Genomic DNA, 18,165 nt, shown 5'->3' on the forward strand with positions numbered 1-18,165 from the left:
CCGTGTGACGAACACCGTTGACCGCACGCCGCGTTGCGGGGCCGTCCCGGCCGGAACCGGTCCGAGCCGCCACCTGTCCAAGGAGCATCGGAGCATCATGGAAGACCTTCGTCTCGGAGTGGTCGGGCTCGGGCTGCGCGCCGCTCTCGCCGACGCCGGGCACCGCCCCGGCAAGGGATCCGCCGTCGTGGCGGTCGCCGACACCGATCCCGAGGTGCGCGCCGGGGTACCCGAGCGCTTCGCCGGGGCCCGCACCGTCGACGACCACCGCCGTCTGCTGGAGGACGACTCCGTCGACGCGATCGTCGTGGCCACCCCCGACGACACCCATGAGGCCCTCGCCTGCGAGGCGTTGGAGGCCGGCAAGCCGGTGTACGTGGAGAAGCCGCTCGGCATCACCGTCGAGCAGTGCGACACCATCCTGCGCACGGCCCGGCGCACCGGCACCCGGCTGTACGTCGGGCACAACATGCGGCACATGGGCGTCGTGCGGCAGATGCGGGACATCATCGCGCGCGGGTACATCGGCGAACCGAAGACGGTGTGGGTGCGGCACTTCGTCGCCTACGGCGGCGACTACTACTTCAAGGACTGGCACGCGGACCGGCGGCGCACCACCGGCCTGCTGCTCCAGAAGGCCGCGCACGACATCGACGTGGTGCACTGGCTGGCCGGCGGCTACACGACGCGGGTCAACGCGCTCGGCGATCTGATGCTCTACGGCGATCTGCCGCGCAGGGAGCCGGACACCCCGCGGCCCGACGGCTGGCTGAAGGAGTTCGACTGGCCGCCGGCGAGCCGCCGCGATCTGCACCACGTCGTGGACGTCGAGGACGTGTCGGTGATGAACATGCGGCTGGACAACGGCGTGATCGCCGCCTACCAGCAGTGCCACTTCAGCCCCGACTACTACCGCAACTACACGGTGATAGGCACCGAGGGCAGGCTGGAGAACTTCGGGGACGGGCCCGGCTGCGAGGTGCGGGTGTGGAACACCGGCCCGACGGACTACCGCGCCGACGCCGACGCGGTCTTCCGGGTGCCGGAGTCCACGGGCTCGCACGGCGGTTCCGACGTACGCATCATGCAGGAGTTCTGCCGCTTCGCACGCGAGGGCGGCGCGACGGACACCTCACCCGTCGCGGCCCGGATGAGCGTGGCCGCCGGTGTCCTCGCCACCCGCTCCCTGCGCGAGGGCGGCATGCCCTACGACGTGCCCGCCCTCGACCCGGACCTGGCCGCGTACTTCGCCGCCGGCCAGCAGCGGAACCACGCCCGGAGCTGACGCTCGCGGCGCACCTCCGCCCCTGACGGCCGGTGACCCGCCCCTGACGGCCGGTGGCCCGCCCCTGACGGCCGGTGGCCCGCGCCTGCTGGCCGGAGCTGAGCTGACATCCGGGGCTGACGGCCGGGAGCGGGACCATACCGGCCCCGCACGGCACCAACTACCGCCGGAACGGCCCCACTGTCGGCGCAACGGCCCCAACTGCCGCCGGAACAGCACCACCTGGCGTCGGAGCGGCACCACCTGCCCGGGCACAGCTCGACCGGCCTGCGGCAGTGGCTCGGAGGGGGCGCGGTCCCTCAGCCGGTTCGGGGTGATGTGGGGGCCGGGGCGCGCAGGGGATCGTAGGGGGTCAGGTCGGTGCCCGGGTCCTTGCCGAGGGCGAGGCGGGCGGCGACCAGGCCGGCGAAGGGTCCGGCCGTCAGACCGCCCGAGCCCAGCCCGCTCGCGACGACGAGCCCGTCCAGGTGCGGGACGGTGCCCAGCAGCGGCGCGGCGTCCGGCCCGACGGGGCGGAAGCCCACCCGGGTCTCGATGTGCTCGGCGCGGGCGAGGCCCGGGGCCACCGTCAGCGCCCGGTCGAGCACCTCGGCCAGCCCGCCCGCGGTGACCCGGGGGTCGAAGCCGACGCCGTCCTCCCGGGTGGCGCCGACGACGATCCGGGAGTCGTCGAAGGCCAGCATGTAGTGGCCGGTGCCGCGCGGAAGGACCACCGGCCAGGCGGCGGTGTCGGCGTCCGGCAGCCGCAGATGGACGATCTGCCCACGCTGCGGTGCCACCCGCACCTCGACCCCGAGCGGCCCGAGCAGCTCCGGCACCCAGGCGCCCGCCGCGGCCACCACCGCGTCCGCCGCGAGCAGTTCACCCCCGGTGTGTCCGCGCGCCCCGCGCACCACCCGCACCCCGCGCACCCGCCCGCCGCCGGTCTCGATACGGGCGCTGCCCTCGACGGTGCGCAGCCCGTGCCGCTCCCCCGCCGCACACAGGGCAGCACGCAGCAGCCGGCCGTCGACGCGGGCGGCCCCGGGAATGTGCAGGGCGCTCGACCGTGGATGCAGCGCGGGGAACAGCTCCCGAGCGTCCTCGGGCGCGACCCGGGTGATCTGCCCGGCCTGGGCGTCCCCGGCGGTACGGGCCCGGATACGCTCCTCGACCTCGGCGGCGTCACCGTCGACATCGCCGTCCCCGCCGTTCCCACCGCCGGCCCCGCCGTCCGCGCCGCCGGGACCGCCGATCAGCAGCAGCGCGCCGCTCGTGCGGTGGCCGACCTCGGTCTGCCCGTCCTCGGCCAGTGCGGCCAGCATCTCGGGGTAGTGCCGGGCCCCTTCGACACCGAGCGGCTCCTCCTCGCGCCCCGTCCAGGGGCAGACGATGCCGGCGCCTGCGGAGGTGGCCCTGCCCTCGTGCGCCGCGTCGACCAGTACGGTCTCCGCGCCGGCGCGCGCCAGTTCGTACGCGGCGGAAGCACCCGCCACCCCGGCCCCGATGACGACCACCCGCATCGCACAGCCTCCCTGCCACACCCGTTGACCCGTTGCCCCGCCGACCCGCCGACCCGCCGACCCGCCGACCCGCCGACCCGCCGACCCGCTGACCCGTCATCCTCGTCCCCGCCGCCGTCCCGCTGTCAAGATCACGGCCGGGGAGCAGCTCCCCCGGCTGGATCCGGCTTGACGGTGTGGAGGAGGGCGATGCCCAGGAGCGGGTTGCCGTACCAGTAGCCGGGGCCGAGTCCGCGGTGTGTGCCGTGGCCGAGGTGGGTCGCGTACTTGCGGACGGCGAACCAGAAGTCGGCGAGGAGCAGTCGGCCGCCCGGGCGGAGCACCCGCAGGGCCTCGTCCACCGCGCGGTACTGGCCCTCGAACGAGGGGATGTTGTGCAGGGCGAGGGCGCTCGTCACGACGTCGAAGGAGTTGTCGGGGAACGGCAGCTCCGTCATGTCGGCCGTGCGCACCTCGACCCGGTCGGCGACCCCCGCCGCCGCGGCGTTGGCGAGCGTCGCCTCGGGCCGGTTGTTGCTCTGGTCCTCTCCCGACCACAGGTCGACGCCCACGGCACGGCCCTTCGGCAGCCGCCGCGCCGCCTCGATCAGCACCGCGCCGCGCCCGCACCCCATGTCGAGCAGCTTCTCGTCGCCCCGCAGACCGGCCTGCTCCAACTCCCGTTCCCAGATGTGGAGTTTGCCCCGGAGCGTGGTGTGCAGATAGATCCCGGCGTGGGCGAGCAGCAGCGCTCCGGCGCCGGCCACCGGGCCGCGTCCGGGCCGGCGCCGTGCTGCCGCCAGAAGGCAGGCGGTCCCGGCGGTTCCGAGGAGCGCCGGGACCGTCGGGGCGTCGACGCCGTAGCGGGGCCGGCGCACGGAAGTGGGCGGAAAAGAGTTCGTGTTGTCGGACATGCGTGCAGCGTCGCAGACCGCCGCCCCGCCCGTCTTGGACGAATGTCTCCCCACTAGGGTGCACGCGTGCGACGGATTCTGGTGGTGGGTGTGACCGGTGCGGGCAAGTCCACGCTCGCCCGGGCCGTGAGCGGCCGACTGGCCCTGCCCTACCACGAGTTGGACGCGCTGTACTTCAACGGCCCGGGGTGGGCCGTCAACGGCGAGTTGGCCGAGGACGTGGCGCGGCTCGCCGCCGGACCGCGCTGGATCGTCGACTCCCTCGGCTACCCGGAAGTCCGCGATCTGCTGTGGGACCGGGCCGACACGGTGCTCTGGCTGGACTATCCCCGGCGCGTCACCATGCCCCGCGTGCTGCGCCGGTCCGTGCGGCGCACCGTGACGCGTGAGGTCCTCTTCGGCGGCAACAGGGAGACGTGGAAGGGCTGGCTGAGCCGGGAGCACCCGGCCTGGTGGTCCTGGTCCCAGCATGCGACCCGCCGCCGCGAGGTCGAGCAGCGTCTCCGCGACCCCCGTTTCGCTCCCCTCGGCCTCGTCCGCTTCCGCCACCCCCGGGACACCGCGGCCTGGCTGTCATCCCTCTGACCCGGACAGCGCGAACAGCACTGCGGCGGCGGCCAGTTGGAGCCCGGCTACGGTGAGCAGCAGCACCGCGGGAGACGTTCCCGAGAGGGCCCCGGCGAGGGCGGCACCGCCGGACGCCGCCGTCAGCTTCAGCCCGGCACCGAGGGTGAAGACCTGGGTGCGGACGGCCTCCGGCGCGTGTTCGGCGCGCATCCGCAGGGTCGTCGTCAGCAGCGGCCCGTCACCCAGCCCGGCCAGTGCGAACAGGGCGAGGGCGACGGGGAGTCCGGGTCCGGGCGTCGGGGCCGAGCCGGTGAGCGCCGCGCCGGCGAGCGCGGCACCGGTCACCACCAGGCTGAGCACGGCCGTCCGGCGCGGGTCGGGTGCGGTCCGGCGCCGGGCGAGCGCCAGCGAACCGGTGAGGCCGCCGAGCGCGAACGCCGTCATGAGGGCGCCGCCCGCCCCGCCGTCCCCGCCGCGTGCCGCCAGGAGGACGGCGGCCACCGGCAGCGCGCCGATCCCGAGGAAGGCGACACAGGTCGCCACGGTGAGGGCACGCAGCTCCCGTACCTTCCACAACGTCCGTGCGCCGGTGGCGAGTTGGTCACGCCAGGAGCCCGGGCGAGCGCCGCCGGAGGGACCACCGGGCCCACTCCCGCCCCCGCTCCCACTCCCACTCCCGCTCCTTCTTCCACTCCCGTTCTCGTTCCCGTCCCCGCCCTTGTTCGCGCTCCGGCGCCCGCTCTCACTCCGGCGCCCGCTCTCGCCCCGGCGCCCGCTCTCGCCCCCGCCCTCGCTCTCGCCCTCGCCCTCGCCCTCGCCGCCGTCGGCCTGGGGCCCGGGTCCGGCCCCTGCTCCGGCTCCTGCCCCTCCTACCGGCGCCCCCACCCCCGCTCCCGCTCCCGCGACAGGGAGCGCGGCACACAGCAGTGCGGCGCCGGCGGCGGAGGCGGCGAGCAGCAGGGCCGCCGTCCCGGCCCCCAGCGTCGCTCCGACGGTGCCGACGAGGGCCGGTGCGGCGACGGAGGCCGCGTTGTAGGTGGTGGCGTCCAGCGCGTAGGCGCGGGCGCGCGCGGGCCCGGCCGCCGCCAGCCGCGCCACCAGGCCGGACAGACCACCGGTGACCAGCGGCCCGCAGCTGCCGCCGACGACGGCGACGCAGCACACGGCAGGCGTCGGCACCCGGCCCAGCCCGAGACCCAGCAGGACGATGGCCGCGCCGAAGACGGCGAGCGCCCCGGCGTGGAACAGCCGGGGGCTGCGCGCCCGTTCGGCGGCGGCCCCGGCGGGGGCGGCGGCCACGGCGTGCGGCGCGGTCCAGGCCGTCAGCACGAACGCACCCTGCGCGGGGCTGCCGGTGCGCTCCAGCGCCAGCAGCGCGAGGACGACCCCGACGCCCTCGTCCGCCAGCCGCGCGAGGAACGCGGTGGACAGATACGCCTTCATGGGCGGCCCTCCGTCGTCGCCACCTGCCTGCCCGCCCGCTGCCGGGAAGGCGACGGACACTGTAACGGCTTACACTGGAAACGCGTTACCTATTCGTGTCGGCGCCCACGGCTGCGGGAGGATGCGGCGGGCCGGGAAGGTGGAAGAGGGGCGATGGACGATGGACGACGGTGAGGCGCTCGGCGGAGCCGGTGACGCGGCGCGCGGCCGGGCCCCTGACGACGGCGGCGGCGGCGCAAGCGGTAGCGGCCCAAGCGGCAGCGGCGCAAGCGGCAGCGGCGCAAGCGGCAGCGGCAAGGGCGCCAGCGACGGCAAGGGCATGAGCGGCAGCAGGGGCGGCGGGGGTCGCGCCGGGAAGGGCAGCGGTACCGGGGCGGGCAGCCGGGGCGGCAACAGCCGTGGCAGCGGTGGCAGCGGGTCCCGGAAGGTGGTGCACGGCGGGTTCCGGCCGGGTGAGCGGCTGATCGAGCTGGCCAACGCGGTACGGGAGGACCCCGAGCTGTCCCGGGACGGCCTGGCCGCGCTCCTGTCCCGGCACGGCGAGACCGAGCACGACCTCGCGGAGCTGTCCACGGCCGAGGCGGACGAACTGCGTTCAGCCGTCGCCGAGTTGAGCCGACGCGTGCTGTCCGAGGCCGACCCCGACCGGGCCGCCGAGGCGTTGAACGCCCTGCTGGAGCGGTGCGGCGCCCGGCCCCGGCTCAGCCGGCACGACGGTCACGCCTGGCACCTGCATGTGGACCGGGGCGACGACGCGAGCTGGGCGGACTGGTTCACCGCCACCGGCGCCCTCGCGCTGGCCCAACTGCTCAGCGAGCAGGGGCGTACGGCGTGGGGCGAGTGCGCGGCCGAGGGGTGCCGGACGCTCTTCCTCGACACCGGCCCGGGTGCCCGGCGTCGCTACTGTTCCACCACCTGTGCCTCCCGTACGCGGGTGGCCGCGCACCGCCTCCGCCGCCGGGCGCAGGGCACGGAGAACCCCACGGCCCCCCGCGGCGAGGGCGCTGCCGCCCAGGCCGACGAACGCGCCGACGACCGCGCCACCGGCGGCTGACCCGCCCCCTCAGCCCTCAACAGACAGCACACGGCACACGATGCCCGGCGCCGCCCGCTCCCGCCCCGGTGGCGACGTCGCGCTCCCCCACAACGGGAGACGCCCGGCAGGGGCCGTTCAGGGCAGGACGGCGGTGCCGTCCAGTTCCACCCAGGCGTCCTCGTCCCACAGCCGCACGGCGCCGATCACGGCCATGGCCGGATAGTCGCGCCCCGCCAACTCCCTCCAGATGCGGCCCAGTTTCGCGGCGTGACGCCGGTAGGCGGGTACGTCGGTGGTGTAGACGGTGACGCGGGCGAGGTCGGCGGGGGTGCCGCCGGCGGCCGTGAGGGCGGCCAGGAGGTTGGTCAGGGCGAGCCGGAACTGGCCGGGGAAGGTGTGGGCGGCGACGGCTCCCGTGCCGTCCAACGCGGTCTGCCCGGCGAGGAAGACCAGCCGGGACCCGGTGGCGGTGACCGCGTGCGAGAAGCCGCGCGGCGGGGAGAGTCCGGCGGGGTTGACGCGGCGCACGGCGTGCGGCTGCGCGGACCGGTCCTCGTCGCTCATGTGTACAACTCCTTGGCGATGACGGTGCGTTGTACCTCGCTGGCGCCCTCGTAGATCCGCGGTGCCCGCACCTCGCGGTAGAGGTGTTCGAGCGGATGCCCCTTGGACAGGGCCTCGGCACCGTGGAGCTGGACGGCGGAGTCGACGACGTACTGGGCGGTCTCCGTCGCCACGAGCTTCGCCATGGCGGCCCGCTTGGTGACGCCCGGCCCGCGGGCCCCCTCGCGGTCGCGCGCGCAGGCGGCGGCGTGCACGAGGAGCCGCGCCGCCTCGGTGCGGGTGGCCATCTCGGCGAGCCGGTGGGAGACGGTCTGAAGGTCGCGCAGGACCCCGCCGAACGCCCGCCGCCGGTCGGCGTGTTCGAGCGAGGCGTCGAGTGCGGCCTGTGCCATGCCGACGGCGAAGGCGCCGACGCTGGGCCGGAACAGATCGAGGGTGCGCATGGCCACCCGGAAGCCGCCGCCCGGGGCGCCCAGCAGATCGTCGGGGCCGACGGGCACACCGTCGAAGCGGAGGGTGCCCAGCGGGTGCGGCGCGAGCATCTCCAGGCGTTCACCGGTCAGTCCGGGCCGGTCGGCCGGCACGAGGAAGGCGGTGACGCCACGGGCGCCGGGTGCTTCGCCGGTGCGGGCGAAGACGCTGTAGAAGTCGGCCTGCGGCGCGTTGGAGATCCACGTCTTGGTGCCCGTCAACCGCCAGCCGGGACCGTCCGGTTCGGCCCGCAGGGCGAGGGCGGCGGCGTCACTCCCGGCGTCCGGCTCGCTCAGCGCGAAGGCGGCGACGGCGTCACCGCGCGCGGCGGCCGGGAGCCAGCGTGCGCGCTGTGCGTCCGTCCCGGCGTCGGCGACCGGCCCGGACCCGAGCCCCTGGAGCGCGAGCGCCGTCTCCGCCTCGGGACACGCGTACGCCAACTCCTCACGCAGGAGGCACAGTTCGAGCGCCGAGACGCCGCCCCCGTGCGCCGTTCCGGGGACGACACGACCCAGCAGCCCGAGATCGGCCAGGGCACGCAGCAGCGGACGGTTGACCTCACCGGGGGCGCCCGCCGCAGCGAGCGGACGCAACTCGTCGGCGGCGACCGCACGCAGCTGGGCGCACCACTCCTGCTGAGCCGGAGTGAGGGCGAACCCGGGCATCGCGGAGGCCACGGGCATACCGCCGGGGCCCGCCGTCCCCTCGGAGGGCCGAGGCGCCGTCCGGGGCGAACCGGGCGTCTCCCCCAGCCGGCCGGGCTCCCCCAGCCGGCCGGGATCCGCCTGTCGGCCGGGCTCCGTCTGTGAGCCGGGCTCCGTCCGCCGAGCGGACTCTCCCTGCCGAGCGGACTCCGACTCCGACCGCCCCGGCGGACCCGGTCGTTCGGCTCCCTCGGCGTCGGGATCCGGTCCCGTCGCGGGTGTGCTGCTCATCGACGGCTCACCCTTCTCCCCGCTGACCCGGGGCTCGGCAGGTCACCACGACCGCGTCGACCGCGTCGACCACGGCAACCGTGACGGCCGGTGACGGCCGGTGACGGCAACCCATCGACCCTCGACCCTCGGCTGTCGGCTGTCGGCTGTCGGCTGTCGGACCAACGCCCGTGCTATCGCGGCCCGTTGACTGTCGTCACCATCACGTTACGCTCAACGACGCACCACCGCACCGGTACGTACCGCACACGGACACGCGCACCGCCCGCACCGCAGCGGTACGCGCACCGGTACGCGCACCGGGCGGCCGACCTCCCACGGCGTCGGCCGACACGACAACAGCACCCGCCGACGCGACAAGCCTGCACCGGTCGGCACCGCAACAGCACCGGTCGGCACGGCAACAGCACCCGCCGACACAGCACCAACACCAGCGCACGACGGCACAACAAGGGCACCGCACCACCCCGACAGCACGGCGCGCCCCGGCAGCACCGCACCGCGCCCGCGCACCACCCGCACCGGGTCCCGTCGTCCGGACGGCTTCAAGGGGGCTGAGTGGCCATGAACGCGACCCCGACCGCGCGGTCGGCGCACGTCGACACCTTCGCCCGGGACCATCTGCCGCCCCGGCACGAGTGGCCGCGGCTGCTGCTGGACGGCCCGGGTCTGCGGTATCCGGACCGGCTCAACTGCGGTGCGGAGCTGCTGGACCGGACCGTCGAGCGGTTCGGTGCCGACCGGCCGGCCTTCCGCAGCGGCGGGCTGCCGCCCTGGCCGCACCCGGACCCCGGGGACGGACGGGTACCGGCGCCGCCGCGTACCTGGTCCTACGGCCGGCTGCGCGCCACCGTCGACGGGCTGGCGCGGGTGCTCACCGGCCGGATGGGCGTGGTCCCCGGCAACCGGGTGCTGCTACGCGGGCCCACCTCCCCCCAGTTGGCGGCCTGTTGGCTGGCGGTGATGAAGGCGGGTGCGGTCGCGGTGACGGTGCTGGCGACGCAGCGCGCCCCGGAGCTGCGGACGATCTGCCGTCTCGCGCGGGTGCGGCACGCGCTGTGCGACGCGCAGTCCGCCGGAGAGCTGCACCGGGCCGAGGTACCGGGGCTGCACGTGGGGCTGTTCGGGCACGGCGGGCCGGACGACGTACTACGGGACGACGTAGTACGGGACGACGCACTGCGGGACGGTGAGCTGCGGGACGGTGCGCTGCGCGCGGAGCCGCCCGGCCGCCGCCCCCGGTTCGAGGCGGTGGACACCGCTGCCGACGACGTGGCGCTGATCGCCTTCACCTCGGGGACGACGGGCCGCCCCAAGGGCTGTGTGCACTTCCACCGGGACGTGCTCGCCGTCGCCGACACCTTCTCGGCGCGGATACTGCGGCCCCGCCCGGACGACGTGTTCGCCGGAACGCCCCCGCTGGGCTTCACCTTCGGGCTGGGCGGGCTCGTGGTCTTCCCGCTGCGTGCGGGCGCCTGCGCGCTGCTGGACCGGTGGAGCGGCGCGGCGCGGACGCTGCGGGTGGTCCAACGGCACGGCGTCTCGGTGCTGTTCACCGCGCCGACGGCGTACCGGGCGATGCTGGAGCAGTTGGAGCGGCCGGACGCCGACGGTCCCTGGGACATCTCCTCGCTGCGCCGCTGCGTGTCCGCGGGCGAGCATCTGCCGGCGGCGACCTGGCACGCCTGGCACGAGCGGACGGGGCTGCGCCTCATCGACGGGATCGGTGCGACGGAGATGCTGCACATCTTCCTCTCGGCCGCCGACGACGCGATACGCCCGGGCCGCACGGGCTTCCCGGTGCCGGGCTACCAGGCCAGGATCGTCGCGCCGGACGGTGTGACGCCGCTGCCCGACGGCACGCCGGGGCTGCTCGCTGTCCGCGGCCCGGTGGGCTGCCGGTACCTGGCCGACGAGCGGCAGCGCGAGTACGTACGCGACGGCTGGAACGTCACCGGGGACACCTACGTCCGCGAGTCCGACGGCCGGTTCCGGTTCGTCGCCCGCGCGGACGACATGATCGTCTCGGCCGGATACAACATCGCGGGGCCGGAGGTGGAGGAGGCGTTGCTACGCCATCCGCGGGTGCGGGAGGCGGCCGTCGTGGGCCGACCGGACGCCCGGCGCGGCCAGATCGCCGTCGCCCACGTGGTGCCGGAGCCGGACGCGGAGGCGTATCCGAACGCGGGCGCGGACGGGGACGCGGGCCCCGATGCGGGCGCGGACGCGGACGGACAGCGGGACAGGCAGCGGGACGGGCACGCCGAAGGGAACCCGCGTGAGGGACGAGCCGAACGGGTCGAGCGAGCTGAACGGAGCGCGCGCGAAGGACGAGCCGAACAGGAGGGTGAACTGGCCGAACTGGCCGAGGAGTTGCGGGAGTTCCTGCTGGCGGAGCTGGCTCCCTACAAGTGCCCGCGTGCCTTCGTCTTCACCGACCGACTGCCGCGCACCCCCACGGGCAAGCTCCAACGCTTCCGGCTGCGGGAGGCCGAGCGGGACCACCCGGACGCGGACCCGGAGTGACCACGTGTCCGCCGTGTCCGCTGCGTCCGCTGTGTCCGCCGCCTCTTCCGCACCGCGGCCCCGGTCCACGCCGGGCTCGCTGATCCTGACCTTCTACGGCGCCTACGGGCGCGGTTTCCCGCCGGACGGTTCGGTGCCCGTCGCCACGCTGATCCGGCTGCTGGGCGCGGTGGGCGTGGACGCGCCGTCGGTGCGCTCGGCCGTCTCCCGGCTCAAGCGGCGCGGGCTGCTGACCGCCGACCGGCCCGGCAGCCGCGCGGCCGGCTACCGGCCGTCCCCCGCGGCCCGGCAGCTCCTGGCGGACGGCGACGCCCGTATCCACGCGCGGCCCGAGCCGGACGACAGCTGGCTGCTGGCGGTCTTCTCCGTGCCCGAGAGCGAACGCCGCAGACGGCACGTGCTGCGCTCGCGGCTGGCGCGGCTGGGCTTCGGCAATGCCGCGCCGGGCGTGTGGATCGCGCCCTCGCATCTGGAGGAGGAGACGCGGCACACCCTGGAGCGGCTCGAACTGGCGCCGTACGTCGACCTGTTCCGGGGGACGCACGCGGGCTTCGAGCCGACGGCCCGCTCGGTGGCGCGGTGGTGGGACCTGGAGTCGCTCGCGGCCCGGCACCGGGCCTTCCTCGACGCCCACGAGCCGGTGCTGCGTGCCTGGTCGCGGCGGCGGAACCGGCCCGATCCGGCCGCCGCCTACCGCGACTATCTGCCGGCGCTGGACGCGTGGCGGCGGCTGCCGTACGCGGATCCGGGCCTTCCGGCGGGGCTGTTGCCGGCCCGGTGGCCCGGGGAGCGCGCGGCCGAGGTCTTCTTCGCCCTCCACGCGAAGCTGCACGAGGCGGGCGGGAGGTTCGTGACGGCGCACGCCGAGCCCGGCGAGGACTCCGGCGGGCACGGCGCGTAGCCGCCCGGCGAGGACTCGGGCGGGCGCCGCTCGTGGCCACACGGACGGATGCCAGGCCGGAACCGCCCGGCGAGGGCCCGGACCCGGCGCCACGCCGTAACCAGTCGGCGACCGAGTGTGACCCCGACGGCGCCTCCGCGCCGGTCAGCCGCCGCCCGGGCCCCGGCCCCGGCCGCGCCCACGCCGCCCGCGGCCGCCCCCGGGCCGGTGCTGCTGGCCGGGGATGACGGCACCGCGGGAGCGCCGGGCGCCGCCGCGCGCCCCGTCACGGGTGTCGCGCGCGTCACCACGGCCGCCGTCACGGCCGCCGTCTCCGCCGGTGTCGTCGGCGGGTGGCTCGTCCCACCAGCGGTCGTCGGGTTCGCGCCGGTTGGCGGTGATGGCGGCCAGCGGCGGAATGACCATCGCGACCACACACATCCCGATCGCGGCGGGCACCGACCACAGGCGCACGAAGGCCCAGGCACTGACGAAGAGCACCAGGCACAGGGCCATCAGCGCGAAGTACCGCCGCCGCCTTCGTGCGTACATGTCTCCACGGTACGGCGCCCCCGCGGGCACGCGCCGCCGGGAGGACGGACCGCCACGCTCCGTGGCCCTCGTTCACAGCTCCAGCCGCGGCCTGGGCCCGTCCGTGCGGCCGGTGGGCGGCTTGCGGCTGCCCGCCCGGTACGGCTCCGGCCAGGGGGCGCCGGGCCCGCTGTAGTCCTGCTCGGCGGCGGCGTGCAGCGTCCAGTGGGGGTCGTAGAGGTGGGGCCGGGCGAGGGCGCACAGGTCGGCGCGGCCGGCGAGGAGGAGGGAGTTGACGTCGTCCCAGGAGGAGAGGGCTCCGACGGCGATGACGGGGACGCCGAGCACATTGCGGATGCGGTCGGCGTACGGCGTCTGGTAGGAGCGCCCGCGTTCGGGCTGTTCGTGGGCGACGACCTGACCGGTGGAGACGTCGACGGCGTCGGCGCCGTGCTCGGCGAAGGCCGCGGCGATACGCAGGGCGTCCTCGCCGGTGGTGCCGCCGTCGGCCCAGTCGGTGGCGGAGATACGGACGGTCATGGGCCGTTGCCGCGGCCAGACGTCCCGGACGGCGTCGAAGACCTCCAGCGGGTAGCGCAGCCGCGCGTCGAGGTCGCCGCCGTAGCCGTCGGTGCGGTGGTTGGTGAGCGGGGAGAGGAAGCCGGAGAGGAGGTAGCCGTGGGCGCAGTGCAGTTCCAGCAGATCGAAGCCGGCCCGGGCGGCGCGTCCGGCGCAGTCCGCGAACTGCTGCCGTATCTGGGCGAGTTGGCGGGCGTCCAGCTCCTGCGGTGTCTGGCTGACGCCGGGCCGGTAGGGCAGCGGCGAGGCGGCGCCGAGGGGCCAGTTGCCCGTCGGCAGGGGCTCGTCCATGCCTTCCCACATGAGCCGGGTGGACCCTTTGCGGCCGGAGTGGCCGAGTTGCACACCGAGCGCCGCGGTGGGCGACTGCGCGTGCACGAAGTCGGCGACGCGCCGCCAGGCGGCCTCCTGCTCGTCGCTCCACAGCCCGGTGCAGCCGGGAGTGATGCGGCCGCGCGGGGAGACGCACACCATCTCGGTCATGGTGAGTCCGGCGCCGCCGAGTGCGCGGGCCCCCAGGTGCACCAGGTGGAAGTCGCCGGGCACGCCGTCCCGGGCGCGGTACATGTCCATCGGGGAGACCACGACCCGGTTGCGCAGCGTCAGCCCGCGCAGCCGGAACGGCGTGAACATGGGCGGGGTGCCGGGCGGTGTGCCGGCTTCGGCCTCGGCGGCCTCGACGAAGGCGCGGTCGCGCAGCCGCAGATTGCCGTGGGTGACGCGGCGGCTGCGGGTGAGCAGATTGAAGGCGAACCGGCGGGGCGGCTGCCCGGTGTAGGTGCCCAGTTCCTCGAACCAGGTGAGGCTGGCGTGCGCGGCGCGCTGGGTGGAGCGTACGACGGGCTGCCGCTCGGCCTCGTAGGCGGCGAGGGCGTCGGACAGCCGGGGCTGTTCCTCCAGGCAGGCGGCGAGGGCCAGGGCGTCCTCGACGGCGAGTTTGGTGCCGGAGCCGATGGAGAAGTGCGCGGTGTGCGCGGCGTCCCCGAGGAGGACGATGCTCCCGGGGTTCTCCGTGTGCACCCAGCGGTCGTTGGTGACGGTACGGAAGGCGTCCCAGCGTGAGTTGTTGGTGCGCAGGGCGGCACCGCCCAGGGTGTGCGGGAACAGCGCGGCGACCCGCGCGGCGCTCTCCTGTTCGTCGCAGGCGTCGAACCCGGCGGCCCGCCACACCTCTTCCCTGGCCTCGGCGATGACGGTGCACGCGGAGCGCCCGGCGGGATCGTCGCCGAGGCGGGCGTACGGGTAGGCGTGCAACTGCCAGATGCCGTGGGGGGTTTCGGATATCTCGAACCGGAAGGCGTCCAGCGGCAGATCGGCGGCGAGCCAGATGTAGCGGCAGCGGTGCGTGCGCAGGCGGGGCCGGAAGGTGTCGGCGTGCGCGGCGCGGGTGCGGCTGTGCACCCCGTCGGCGGCGACGACGAGGTCGTGGCTGCGGGCGAGTTCGGCGGCGGGCGGAGCGGCGGAGCGGAACCGCAGCTCGACGCCGAGCCGCCGGCACCGCTCGTGCAGGACGGCCAGGAGGGTGTGCCGGCCGAGCGCGGAGAATCCGTGCCCGCGGCTGGTGAGCGTGCGCCCGCGGTGCACGATGTCGATCGCGTCCCAGCGGACCATGTGGCCGCGCAGTGCGGCGTAGACCTCCGGGTCGGCGTTCTCGATCCCGCCGAGCGTCTCGTCGGACAGCACGACACCGAACCCGAAGGTCTCGTCGGGAGCGTTGCGCTCCCACACGGTGACCCGCCGTCCCGGGTCGAGCCGTTTGAGCAGCAGCGCCGCGTACAGCCCGCCGGGGCCGCCGCCGACGACGGCGATGCGCATGCCCCGGACGGGCTCGGGTGCCCGGCTCACCTGCCCTGCCAGCGCGGCGGCCGGCGGTCGCGGTAGGCGGCGTGGAACTCGGTGTAGTCGGCGCCGTGCATGAGCAACGCCTGGGTGGCGGCGTCGAGTTCGACGGCGCCGGACAGCGGCAGGTCCAGCTCCGCGGTCAGCAGCGCCTTCGTCTGGGCGTGGGCGAGCGCGGGCCCGTCGGCGAGCCGCCTGGCGAGCGTGCGCGCGGCCTCGTCGGCGGTGCCCTCGTCCGTCAACTGGCTGATGAGCCCGATGCGTTCGGCCTCGGGCGCGCGCACGGGCTCGCCCAGCATCAGGATGCGGGTGGCGTGCCCGAGGCCGACGACGCGTGGCAGCAGATAGGCGGCGCCCATGTCGCCTCCGGAGAGGCCGACGCGGGTGAACAGGAAGGCGAACCGCGCCGTGGGGTCGGCGACGCGGAAGTCGGCGGCGAGTGCCAGCACGGCGCCGGCGCCGGCGGCGGCCCCGTGCACGGCGGCGACGACCGGGAACGGCGCCTCCCGCACGGCCCGCACGACCTGCCCGGTCATCCGGTTGAAGTCGAGGAGGCGGCCGGTGTCCATGGCGAGCGTGGCGCCGATGATCTCCTCGACGTCGCCGCCGGAGCAGAAGGCGCGGCCCTCACCGGCGAGCACGAGGGCGCGTGCGCTCTTCTCCCGGGAGAGTTCGCCGAGCAGGTCGCGCAGATCGGCGTAGGCGCCGAAGGTCAGCGCGTTGAGCCGGTCGGGGCGGGCCAGGGTCACGGTGACCACACCGTCGTCCTCGTCCACCTTGAGGTGTTTCCACTCCGTCGTGCGCCGTGCGGATCCGGTGAAGGGGCTCATGGCGGGGCCTTCCGTCGGGGGTCCGGGACGCCGCCGGGGCGGGCGCGGGGACCGGCCCGGCAGGGGGACACCGGCCGAAAGTATCACCCGTTCGTGACCGCCGTCAGGAGGACGCAATGGATTCACGCCGCCCCGGAACCGTCAACTCGTCAGCCGTGGAAGGCCGTTCGCTCGATCGGGCGAGTAGCCCCGGGCCGGAACGGTTCGCCTGCCCCCGCCCTGCTTACCGTCCACCGCATGACAGGCATCCACGCCCCGCAGCCGGCCGGACCGGCCCGGGGCCGCCGCGGGCCGCGCGGACACACCGCCGCCCCGCCGCACGGGCGGGAGGGGTGCACGGCCCCGGCGCGCCCCGCCGCCGTCTGCGAACTGCGGCTCTTCGCCTTCCGTTCCCTGCGCGCCCGCACCGTCCCGCTCGGCCCCGTGACGGTGCTGACCGGGCCGAGCGGCAGCGGCAAGTCCACGGTCCTGGAGGCGTACCGGCTGCTGGCCGGGCTGGCCTGCGGCGCCACCGTCGCCGAGACGGTCGCCGCGACGCGCGGGGACGTGACCGCGCTGGTGCCGCAGCAGGCACGCGCGGACGCGCAGGGTCGGCGCGGCTTCCGGCTGGGCTGCACCGTCACCGGCCCGGCCGGCCCCGTGCGGTTCGACGTCGCCGTGCAGGCGGAGCCCGAACTGCGCGTCGTCGGCGAGCGGTTGGCGGACCCGGAGGGCACCCTGCTGTCCACGGCCCTGCGCGATCCGGGCCGCCGCGCCGTGGAGGCCACCTGGCGCACCTCGGGGCGGTGCCGGGTGCTGCGCGCACCGTTCCCCGACGACCGGCTGACGACGCCGCTGCTGCCGCTGCGCGTCGCCGGCACCAACGAGGCGCAGCGCGGGGTGGTGACCGCGGCCGAGCAGTTGGTGGTCGCGCTGCGCTCCGCCTTCTCCTGCGATCCGGCGCCGGAGGCGATGCGCGCACCGGCCGCCGCCCGCGAGGGCCTGCTGCGCAGCGCCTGCGACAACCTGGCGGCGGTGCTGCGGCGCACCGGCGCCGAGTGCACGGCGCGGCACGCCGCCCTGCTGTCCGCGCTGCGCGAGGGCTGCACGGGGCCGATCACCCAGCTGCGCGCGGAGAGCTGCGGCCCCGGCCTCGTCCGCGCGGTGCTGGGGCGCGGCGCGGGCCGCGCCGACACCCCGCTGGAGTGGCTGGGCGACGGTGAACTGCGGTACGCGGCACTGTCGTTGGTCCTGCTGACGGGTCCCGGAGTGCTCGCCGTCGATCCCGTCACGGAGGTGCCGGCGGCGTGCCGGGCGCTGATGGTGCTGGCCGACGGCATGGACCGCGACCTCGACGGCCGCCAGGCCCGCAGGCTGCTGGCGCTGGCCTCCCGGATGAGCACCCGCGGCCGGGTGCGCCTGCTGGCGACCGGCCCCGCCGACGGCCCGCTGGTCCGGGAGGCCACGGCTGCGGTGGCGGCCGTGGCGCCGGGCGCGGCGGCCGGTGAGTCGGCCTCGGGCGCGGAGGCAGCCTCGGACGCTGAGGCGGGCGCGGCGCGCGGGACGCCCGGGGAAGCGGACGGGGCGGATACGGGCCCCTCGGGAACGGGCCCGGCGGGGATCGCCGGTGTGAGCCTGGTAGACCTGAGTGCGTGAACGACACCCCGCACACCCACCCGTCCCCCGGCACCTCCGGCCCGAAGGCGGCGCGGCAGACCGACTCCGGGCCCCGGACGGTCGACGGACTCCAGCGCCGGCTGGCCGAGTTCGCCGCCGCCCGCGACTGGGGGCAGTACCACACGCCCAAGAACCTCTCGGCGGCGCTCAGCGTCGAGGCGGGCGAACTCGTCGAGATCTTCCAGTGGTTGACGCCGGAGGAGTCGCGCCGGGTCATGGCCGAGGAGTCCTCGGCGGCGCGGGTGCGGGACGAGGTCGCGGATGTGCTGGCGTATCTCCTCCAGTTCTGCGAGGTGCTGGACATCGACGCGCTCGCCGCCCTGGAGGCGAAGATCGAGCGCAACGAGCACCGCTTCCCCGCCCCGGGGGCCGCGTCCTCCGCCGCGTCCGGGGAGCCCCGACCGGCCTGAGACGGCCGGGAGTTCACCCGTCCCGCGCGCGCTGTGGGCGCGCGCCTCCCCCGCCGGCGGAGGCCGGGGAGGCGCGGCGGCGGGGGCCGGACAGCGGTCCGGTACCGGATTTCCGTACCCCGGCAGGGGTTTGCGCACTTTCCCGACCACCGGGAGGCGTTTCCCGCCACACAAAAACGGTCACTCTATGGAGTGACGAGGTTATCCACACGACCCGT

14 protein-coding genes and 1 pseudogene are annotated in these 18,165 nt (G+C 75.7%); 7 read left to right on the forward strand and 8 right to left on the reverse strand.

The genetic code is table 11. The features are described 5' to 3' along the window. Window positions 1-97: 97 nt before the first annotated feature. Window positions 98-1,285, forward strand: coding sequence for a Gfo/Idh/MocA family protein (locus SCA03_RS24110; RefSeq protein WP_086814340.1), 1,188 nt, complete (start codon window positions 98-100; stop codon window positions 1,283-1,285). 299 nt (window positions 1,286-1,584) lie between these two features. Here the strand turns inward: SCA03_RS24110 and SCA03_RS24115 are convergent, their stop codons facing one another. Together SCA03_RS24115 and SCA03_RS24120 are read right to left on the reverse strand one after the other, a co-directional pair. Then, window positions 1,585-2,787, reverse strand: coding sequence for an NAD(P)/FAD-dependent oxidoreductase (locus SCA03_RS24115; protein ID WP_141275646.1), 1,203 nt, complete (start codon window positions 2,785-2,787; stop codon window positions 1,585-1,587). Between the two features lie 131 nt (window positions 2,788-2,918). Beyond that, window positions 2,919-3,680, reverse strand: coding sequence for a class I SAM-dependent methyltransferase (locus SCA03_RS24120; RefSeq protein ID WP_086818341.1), 762 nt, complete (start codon window positions 3,678-3,680; stop codon window positions 2,919-2,921). A gap of 66 nt (window positions 3,681-3,746) precedes the next feature. Here SCA03_RS24120 and SCA03_RS24125 point away from each other — a divergent pair, with 66 nt between their 5' ends. Then, window positions 3,747-4,265, forward strand: coding sequence for a P-loop NTPase family protein (locus SCA03_RS24125; RefSeq protein WP_086818342.1), 519 nt, complete (start codon window positions 3,747-3,749; stop codon window positions 4,263-4,265). Here the strand turns inward: SCA03_RS24125 and SCA03_RS35265 are convergent. Beyond that, on the reverse strand, window positions 4,254-5,690 hold the full coding sequence (locus tag SCA03_RS35265) for an MFS transporter (RefSeq protein ID WP_170223850.1): 1,437 nt from the start codon (window positions 5,688-5,690) through the stop codon (window positions 4,254-4,256). The genes SCA03_RS24125 and SCA03_RS35265 overlap by 12 nt on opposite strands. Before the next feature lie 160 nt (window positions 5,691-5,850). Here SCA03_RS35265 and SCA03_RS24140 point away from each other — a divergent pair, with 160 nt between their 5' ends. Continuing rightward, on the forward strand, window positions 5,851-6,744 hold the full coding sequence (locus tag SCA03_RS24140) for a CGNR zinc finger domain-containing protein (RefSeq protein WP_371863981.1): 894 nt from the start codon (window positions 5,851-5,853) through the stop codon (window positions 6,742-6,744). 117 nt (window positions 6,745-6,861) lie between these two features. Here SCA03_RS24140 and SCA03_RS24145 read toward each other — a convergent pair whose 3' ends face one another. Both SCA03_RS24145 and SCA03_RS24150 read right to left on the reverse strand, forming a co-directional pair. Beyond that, entirely contained in the window at window positions 6,862-7,290 is a 429-nt protein-coding gene (locus SCA03_RS24145) for a RidA family protein (protein WP_086815702.1), read from the reverse strand. Next, on the reverse strand, window positions 7,287-8,426 hold the full coding sequence (locus SCA03_RS24150; protein WP_086815712.1) for an acyl-CoA dehydrogenase family protein: 1,140 nt from the start codon (window positions 8,424-8,426) through the stop codon (window positions 7,287-7,289). Before SCA03_RS24150 ends, SCA03_RS24145 begins: the two co-directional genes overlap by 4 nt. An 834-nt stretch (window positions 8,427-9,260) precedes the next feature. On the opposite strand from SCA03_RS24150, the gene SCA03_RS24155 reads away from it, so the two are divergent. Then, complete coding sequence (locus SCA03_RS24155) at window positions 9,261-11,222, forward strand: AMP-binding protein (RefSeq protein ID WP_230988881.1); 1,962 nt, start codon at window positions 9,261-9,263, stop codon at window positions 11,220-11,222. Window positions 11,223-11,253: 31 nt separating this feature from the next. After that, the gene (locus SCA03_RS24160) at window positions 11,254-12,123 is read left to right on the forward strand and encodes a PaaX family transcriptional regulator (RefSeq protein WP_086815704.1); all 870 of its coding nucleotides are present in this window, start codon (window positions 11,254-11,256) and stop codon (window positions 12,121-12,123) included. 309 nt (window positions 12,124-12,432) lie between these two features. On the opposite strand, the pseudogene SCA03_RS37330 reads toward SCA03_RS24160, so the two are convergent. The 3 genes and pseudogenes from SCA03_RS37330 to SCA03_RS24175 form a co-directional block, all read right to left on the reverse strand. Beyond that, window positions 12,433-12,654 (reverse strand): annotated as a pseudogene (locus SCA03_RS37330) (DUF3099 domain-containing protein); the annotation flags it as partial. Window positions 12,655-12,726: 72 nt separating this feature from the next. Next, complete coding sequence (locus tag SCA03_RS24170) at window positions 12,727-15,027, reverse strand: bifunctional salicylyl-CoA 5-hydroxylase/oxidoreductase (RefSeq protein ID WP_170298090.1); 2,301 nt, start codon at window positions 15,025-15,027, stop codon at window positions 12,727-12,729. Window positions 15,028-15,053: 26 nt separating this feature from the next. After that, a complete protein-coding gene (locus SCA03_RS24175) occupies window positions 15,054-15,881 on the reverse strand; it encodes an enoyl-CoA hydratase family protein (protein ID WP_030879367.1) in 828 nt (275 codons plus the stop codon). A 237-nt stretch (window positions 15,882-16,118) separates the two neighbouring features. Between SCA03_RS24175 and SCA03_RS24180 the strand changes: the two genes are divergently transcribed. Together SCA03_RS24180 and SCA03_RS24185 are read left to right on the forward strand one after the other, a co-directional pair. Next, complete coding sequence (locus SCA03_RS24180; RefSeq protein ID WP_141275649.1) at window positions 16,119-17,516, forward strand: AAA family ATPase; 1,398 nt, start codon at window positions 16,119-16,121, stop codon at window positions 17,514-17,516. After that, window positions 17,513-17,947 carry a nucleotide pyrophosphohydrolase gene (locus SCA03_RS24185; protein ID WP_078872969.1) on the forward strand — a complete coding sequence of 145 codons (435 nt, stop codon included), beginning with the start codon at window positions 17,513-17,515 and terminating at the stop codon, window positions 17,945-17,947. Before SCA03_RS24180 ends, SCA03_RS24185 begins: the two co-directional genes overlap by 4 nt. Window positions 17,948-18,165 lie beyond the last annotated feature (218 nt).

It is taken from the genome of Streptomyces cacaoi (assembly GCF_006539165.1).
Taxonomy (GTDB): Bacteria; Actinomycetota; Actinomycetes; order Streptomycetales; family Streptomycetaceae; genus Streptomyces; species Streptomyces cacaoi.